The sequence below is a fragment of the Devosia sp. genome (assembly GCF_028290645.1).
Lineage (GTDB): Bacteria > Pseudomonadota > Alphaproteobacteria > Rhizobiales > Devosiaceae > Devosia_A.
The window spans coordinates 1-5,139 of record NZ_JAQGJL010000120.1; the positions used below are offsets into that span (position 1 = coordinate 1).

Annotated in this window: 5 protein-coding genes; 2 read left to right on the plus strand and 3 right to left on the minus strand. The window is 65.6% G+C overall.

The annotated features are described in order from the left end of the window. The first annotated feature begins 203 nt into the window (after window positions 1–203). Complete coding sequence (locus tag JWQ89_RS06945) at window positions 204–620, plus strand: BA14K family protein (RefSeq protein ID WP_299639577.1); 417 nt, start codon at window positions 204–206, stop codon at window positions 618–620. Between the two features lie 38 nt (window positions 621–658). On the opposite strand, the gene JWQ89_RS06950 is transcribed toward JWQ89_RS06945, so the two are convergent. Continuing rightward, entirely contained in the window at window positions 659–1,180 is a 522-nt protein-coding gene (locus JWQ89_RS06950) for a histidine phosphatase family protein (protein ID WP_299639579.1), read from the minus strand. Window positions 1,181–1,333: 153 nt separating this feature from the next. Between JWQ89_RS06950 and parC the strand changes: the two genes are divergently transcribed. Next, window positions 1,334–3,601: a DNA topoisomerase IV subunit A gene (gene parC, locus JWQ89_RS06955; protein ID WP_299639581.1), complete on the plus strand. Its 2,268-nt coding sequence runs from the start codon at window positions 1,334–1,336 to the stop codon at window positions 3,599–3,601. 135 nt (window positions 3,602–3,736) lie between these two features. Here the strand turns inward: parC and JWQ89_RS06960 are convergent, their stop codons facing one another. Both JWQ89_RS06960 and JWQ89_RS06965 read right to left on the minus strand, forming a co-directional pair. Further along, complete coding sequence (locus JWQ89_RS06960; RefSeq protein WP_299639582.1) at window positions 3,737–4,465, minus strand: arginyltransferase; 729 nt, start codon at window positions 4,463–4,465, stop codon at window positions 3,737–3,739. A gap of 78 nt (window positions 4,466–4,543) precedes the next feature. Continuing rightward, window positions 4,544–5,035, minus strand: a complete 492-nt coding sequence (locus tag JWQ89_RS06965) for an RDD family protein (protein WP_299639583.1) — start codon at window positions 5,033–5,035, stop codon at window positions 4,544–4,546. Window positions 5,036–5,139 lie beyond the last annotated feature (104 nt).

Sequence of the window (5,139 nt, forward strand, 5' to 3'; positions counted from 1 at the left end):
GGGGAAGAGCGGAAGGGACGTGGCGGCGCTCATGGGCGTCTCCCGTGGAGGTGCGGTGGGTGCTTTCGGCTTGCCCGCGTGTAGCACGGCGGCGGCAAAGATTCCAAGGGATGGTAGTGCCGGACTCGTGAGGCAACCAAATGGGGCGTTTCGGGGTTCATTGAGATCGTCTGCAATAACAAGAACACGTGGAGACCTTCAAAATGAACAAGATCGCTTCCGCCGCCGTCGCGACCGTTCTCGCCGGCATCATGGCAATCCCCGCCCCGGCCAGCGCCGCTACCATCAGCTTCGGCATGGGCCAGCAGCAGCGCTACGTTTCCAGCCAGTGCCTCTCGCATCCGAACTGGCGTGGCTGCGATGACTGGCGCCGCAACCACAACCGCTGGGGCTCCAACGACTACCGCAACTGGTATCGCTGGAACCGGCCCTACCTGGGCAATTTCGCGGCCGGCCTGTTCGGCTTCGCCGTAGGCGCCGCCCTCGCCAGCAGCGTCAACCGCGACAATAGCGGCTTCGACGAGCACGTCGCCGCCTGTGAGGACCGGTATCGGTCGTACAATGCCGAGACCGATATGTTCTACGGCTATGACGGCCGCTACCACCGCTGCAACCTCTAACCGTTGAGCTTTGGGAGCGCCCTCCGGGCGCTCCCAACCTAGTTCTTGGGCGGGCGCTCGAAATGCACGAGGCGCCCTGTGCCGCGTTCCGCGGCCCTCCAGTGAGCGACGTCGAAGTCCAGTACAGCGATGGCGCCGGTCGGGAACCTGTCCATCAGCCGGGCGAGCGCCTGGGGATCGCCCTTGCCGGCGAGTAATGTCGCCGTTTCCTCTGTGGCCGGGTTGTGCCCCACCAGCATCAGCACGCCCGCATCGCCGCCATCCCTTGCGATGACGTCGATATAATCCTCGTCTCGCTGCTCGTAGAGTTCATCGCTCCACACCACCTCGCCCTGGCGCAGATCGGCGTCCAGGCGGGCCATTGCCAGTTCCAGCGTCTCGCGCGTCCGTCGTGCCGGCGAGCAGAGAATAATCTCCGGGACGAGCTTGAGCCTCGCCAGCGTGTCGCCGATCCACGCGGCCGCCTCGAGCCCACGCTCCGCCAGCGGCCGGTCGATGTCCGCGAGGCCCGGATCATCCCAGGCAGATTTGGCATGGCGCACGAGAATGAGGCGGAGCATCTATAACCATCCAGCAGGGTACCCGGATCGTACTCCGCATCGGCCAGTGTGCAATGGGATGGCTGCAATCGCCGGGATGCGGCCTTGCTGCACCCCCGGCCCGGGGCCAAGCGGCTATAGTGCGGCAATGATTCGCATGAGCCTGACCCCACAATGAGCGCCGACAAGACCCTTCCCCCGGACGGCGAGGACAACCAGGTCGTCGATCTGCGCCACGCGCTCGAAGAGCGCTACCTCTCCTACGCGCTCTCCACTATTACGCAGCGCGCCCTGCCCGATGCCCGCGATGGGCTGAAGCCGGTGCACCGCCGGATCCTGCACGCCATGCGCCTGCTGCGGCTCGATCCCGATGGCGCCTACAAGAAGTCCGCCAAGGTCGTCGGCGACGTGATCGGCAGCTTCCATCCGCACGGCGACCAGTCGATCTACGACGCCATGGTCCGCCTCGCGCAGGACTTCGCCATGCGCTACCCGCTGGTCGATGGGCAGGGCAATTTCGGCAATATCGACGGCGACGGCGCCGCAGCCTATCGCTACACCGAAGCCCGCATGACCGAGGTGGCCTCGCGGCTGCTCGAGGGCATCAACGAGAACGCGGTCGACTTCAAGCCGACCTATGACGGCGCCACCGAGGAACCCTCGGTGCTCCCCGCCAACTTCCCCAACCTTCTTGCCAACGGCTCGCAGGGCATCGCGGTCGGCATGGCGACCTCGATCCCGCCGCACAACGTCGCCGAGATCTGCGATGCGGCGCTGCACCTGATCATGAACCCATCGGCGACCATCGCCGAGCTGATGCATTTCATCCCCGGCCCGGATTTCCCGACCGGCGGCATCCTCGTCGAGGACGCCGCTTCGATCGCCAATTCCTACGAGATCGGCCGAGGCTCGTTCCGCCTCCGCGCGCGCTGGGTGCGCGAGGATAAGGGACGCGGCGTCTACCAGATCGTCGTCACCGAGATGCCGTATGGCGTCCAGAAGTCGAAGCTGGTCGAAAAGATCGCCGAACTGCTGCTGGCAAAGAAGCTGCCGCTCCTGAAGGACATCCGCGACGAGAGCGCCGACGATGTGCGCCTCGTCATCGAGCCGCGCGCCGGCACCGTCGATCCCGCCATCCTGATGGAGCAGCTGTTCAAGCTCAGTGACCTCGAGCAGCGCATCCCGCTCAACCTAAACGTGCTCGACAAGGGCACGGTGCCCCGGGTGATGAGCCTCAAGGAAGCGATCGTCGCCTGGCTGGAGCACCGAAAGGACGTGCTGGTCCGCCGCACCCGGCACCGGCTCGCCGAGATCGCACGTAGGCTCGAGGTGCTCGACGGCTATATCATCGCCTACCTCAACCTCGATGAGGTGATCCGCATCATCCGCGAGGAGGACGACGCCAAGGCCTCGCTGATGGCGGCGTTCGATCTCTCGGACGTGCAGGCCGAAGCCATCCTCAACATGCGGCTCCGCTCGCTGCGCAAGCTCGAGGAGATCGAGCTTCGCACCGAGCACAAGAGCCTCACCGAGGAAGAGGCGCATCTCGAAGCGCTGATGGCGTCGGACAGGAAGCAGTGGGGCGAGATCACCACGCAGATCAACGAGCTGAAGAAGGCCTATCCCAAGCTCGACGCCAAGGGGCAGCCGCATCCGATCGGGCGCCGCAAGACCGACTTCGCGACCGCGATCGATGTCGACCACGACGAAGTCTCCGCCCAGATGATCGAGCGCGAGCCGATCACGGTGATCCTCTCCGAAAAGGGCTGGATCCGCTCGATGCGCGGCCACACCACCGAGATCGACGAGAAGGGCTTCAAGACCGGCGACCGGCTGAAACTCTTCCTCCACGCCCAGACCACCGACAAGCTGCTGCTGCTCTCCACCGGTGGCAAGGTCTTCACCCTCGCCGGCGACCGCCTCCCCGGCGGCCGCAGCCAGGGCGAGCCGGTGCGGCTGATGGTCGATATCGAGGAAGGCCAGGACCTGGTCGATCTCTTCGTCTACCGCCCCGGCCGCAAGCGGGTCATCGCCTCGCGCAAGGGCGACGGTTTTGTCGTCTCCGAGGACGAGCTGATCGCCAACACCCGCAAGGGCAAGCAGGTCCTCAACGTCTCCGGCTCCGAGGAAGCGCGGCTGATCGTCCCCGTCGATGGCGACATGGTCGCGGTCATCGGCGAGAACCGCAAGATGGTGGTGTTTGGCCTCGCCCAGCTGCCAGAAATGGGCCGCGGCAAGGGCGTGCGGCTGCAGAAATACAAGGACGGCGGCCTGAGCGACCTCAAGACCTTCCCCTGGGCCACCGGCCTCACCTGGATGGATTCGTCGGGCCGCACCTACACCAAGACGATGGCCGAGCTGGCCGAATGGGTCGGCGAACGCGCCTCAGCCGGCCGGCAGCCGCCGACGGGGTTCCCGCGGAATAATCGGTTCGTGGGGTAAGGCCTTCACTGTCTCGCGCTTCGAGCGATCCAACCCTCTCCCCGACGGGGAGAGGAATGGCACCGAGTGTGCCGCAGCTATTCTTCTCCCGTCGAGGAGAAGGTGGCGCGTACCGCCGGATGAGGGATCTTCGGACTACTCCAGCCTTCTCCACCCCAGCGGCCCGCGCTGCACCTCGAGCGGCCGGAACCGGCCCTTGTAGGCCATCTTGGGCGAGTCCTTCACCCAGTACCCCAGGTACACGTAGGTGAGCGCCGCGAGCTTCACCTGCTCGATGTGGTCGAGGATGAGCAGGTTCCCGAGGCCGCGCTTATCGAGGTCAGGATCGTAGAAGCTGTAGACCATCGACAGCCCGTCAGGCATCACGTCGGTCAGCGCCACCGCCACCAGCGGGCGCTGCGGGTGGGAATTCAGCCGGTACTCCACCACCACGGTCTGCACCGGGGTGTCCTCGACCATGTACTCGTAGTCGACGAAGCTCATCTGCGTCATGCCGCCGCCGGCGTGGCGGGCTTCGAGGTAGCGCTTGAACAGCGCAAACTGCTCGGCGGTGGCGCGCGGCTGGCACACCTCCACCGCAACATCGACATTGGCCTTGAGGATGCGCCGGTAGCGCGCCGAGGCGACGAATTCCTGCGCCACGATGCGGACCGACTGGCAGGCCGAACAGCCGTCGCAGGCGGGGCGATAGATGAGGTTCTGGCTGCGCCGGAAGCCGTTGTCGCTCAACAGGTGATGGAGCGAAGAGGCCCGCCGGCCGGTGAGGTGGGTGAAGAGCTTGCGCTCCTGGCGGCCCGGCAGATACGGGCACGGCATGGCCGCCGTGAGAAAAAGCTGGGTGTTCTCGGGCGTCTGATCGGTCATCGTCGTCCTTCGAGCGATCCGATCAGGATAGACGCGACGACGGGACCCGGCAATGGCCGATCACGAAGGCGCACTGGATCACGCAGAGTGCATGTTCCCGGCGCGCCAGAAACGCTGCATGGGCGAGCGGCGGATCATCAGGGTGCCCACCACGAGGTCGTGGATCATCTGCTGACGCGGCGTGAACAGCGCGAAGACGATCGAGAACGGCCAGGAGATCCAGACGGTTACCCAGAACAGGATGGGGTGGATAAGGATTGCCCAGCCATCGAGCGGCCTGCCGCGCACCGGCGTGAGCACGATGTCCATCGCCTGCATGCCCACGGTCGCCCGCATGGGCGAACCCAGGGTTGCGGCATAGTAGCCCAGGATGGCGAGCGGAATGATGACCGGCAAGGCAAGGAAGCCGAGCCCGAGGGTCACGATGCCCAGCACGGCGCCGAACAGCAGCGCCACGACTGTGATGAACCCGATGATCACGCAGTCGATCAGCCAGGCCACAGCCCGGCGCAGCAACACGCCCTCGAACAGCTCGGGAGCAGTCGCGCGGTCGGGAAGGTTGTCGGTCATCGGGGTGCCCTCGTTCACGAGGGAAAAGATGGGGACCGCTGGGGCTGGGACAAGTGGCGGGCTAAAAAAACGCGATCACCGACCCCCACCCCTGTCCCCTCCCC

What these genes read in the sequence shown, in the direction of transcription:
- JWQ89_RS06945 (WP_299639577.1), top strand. Translation starts at nt 204, where the DNA reads ATGAACAAGATCGCTTCCGCCGCCGTCGCGACCGTTCTCGCCGGCATC.
- JWQ89_RS06950 (WP_299639579.1), bottom strand. Translation starts at nt 1,180, where the DNA reads ATGCTCCGCCTCATTCTCGTGCGCCATGCCAAATCTGCCTGGGATGAT.
- parC (WP_299639581.1), top strand. Translation starts at nt 1,334, where the DNA reads ATGAGCGCCGACAAGACCCTTCCCCCGGACGGCGAGGACAACCAGGTC.
- JWQ89_RS06960 (WP_299639582.1), bottom strand. Translation starts at nt 4,465, where the DNA reads ATGACCGATCAGACGCCCGAGAACACCCAGCTTTTTCTCACGGCGGCC.
- JWQ89_RS06965 (WP_299639583.1), bottom strand. Translation starts at nt 5,035, where the DNA reads ATGACCGACAACCTTCCCGACCGCGCGACTGCTCCCGAGCTGTTCGAG.